Source organism: Leucobacter soli (genome assembly GCF_042659205.1).
In the GTDB taxonomy this organism is placed as follows: Bacteria; Actinomycetota; Actinomycetes; order Actinomycetales; family Microbacteriaceae; genus Leucobacter; species Leucobacter soli.
The window spans coordinates 1-687 of sequence record NZ_JBHSRW010000467.1 but is presented as its reverse complement, the minus strand read 5'-3'; the positions used below and the strand labels follow the sequence as shown (position 1 = coordinate 687).

2 protein-coding genes are annotated in these 687 nt (G+C 60.4%); both read left to right on the top strand.

The window, feature by feature from the left end; genetic code table 11:
• Positions 1-49: 49 nt before the first annotated feature.
• Complete coding sequence (locus ACFPZL_RS13985; protein ID WP_382332287.1) at positions 50-364, top strand: transposase; 315 nt, start codon at positions 50-52, stop codon at positions 362-364.
• Positions 361-687, top strand: a 327-nt coding sequence (locus ACFPZL_RS13980; RefSeq protein WP_382336012.1) for an IS3 family transposase, incomplete at its 3' end; no start/stop codon positions are given. The genes ACFPZL_RS13985 and ACFPZL_RS13980, both read left to right, overlap by 4 nt.

Sequence of the window (687 nt, the reverse complement as noted above, 5' to 3'; positions counted from 1 at the left end):
TGAATTGGCCTGGTTTCAGTTCCGATCTTTATATAAGGATGGAACTACGATGCCAAGCAAATACGACCCTGAACTTCGTCAGCGTGCGCTCCGCATGCTCGCGGAGGCCCGCCCCGAACATGAATCGCTGACCGCCGCTTGCCGACACGTCGGCGGCCTCCTTGGGGTGAGCCCCGAGACGCTGCGCGTGTGGCAGCGCCGCTACGACATCGATACCGGGGTGAAGCCCGGGGTCACTACCGACATGGCCGAAGAGAACCGACGCCTGCGACGCGAGAACGCCGAGCTGAAGAAGGCCAACGAAGTTCTTAAAGCAGCGAGCGTGTTTTTCGCGAAGGAACTCGACCAGCCACGAACGAAATGATCCAGTTCATCGACGAGTATCGTGATCGTTTCGGGGTCGAGTTCCTCTGCCGTACACTCAGGACGGCAGTTCGTGGGTTCCTCACCTCCCGCGGGTACCGGGCAGCGAAACATCGCCCCGCCTCAGCGAGACAGCTCCGCGATGAACTGCTCGTGTCCGAGATCCAACGCCTCCACGCGAAGCACTACAGCGTGTACGGGCGACGGAAAATGCATGCCTTGCTTCGGCGTGAGGGGTGGGAGATCGGCCGGGATCAGACGGAACGCCTCATGAAACTCGCAGGGGTGCGCGGGGTCAGGAAATCGAAGCGGATATTCACTACT

Bases quoted from the DNA above. Each gene is read 5' to 3' on its own strand.
- ACFPZL_RS13985 (WP_382332287.1), top strand. From the start codon at position 50: ATGCCAAGCAAATACGACCCTGAACTTCGTCAGCGTGCGCTCCGCATG.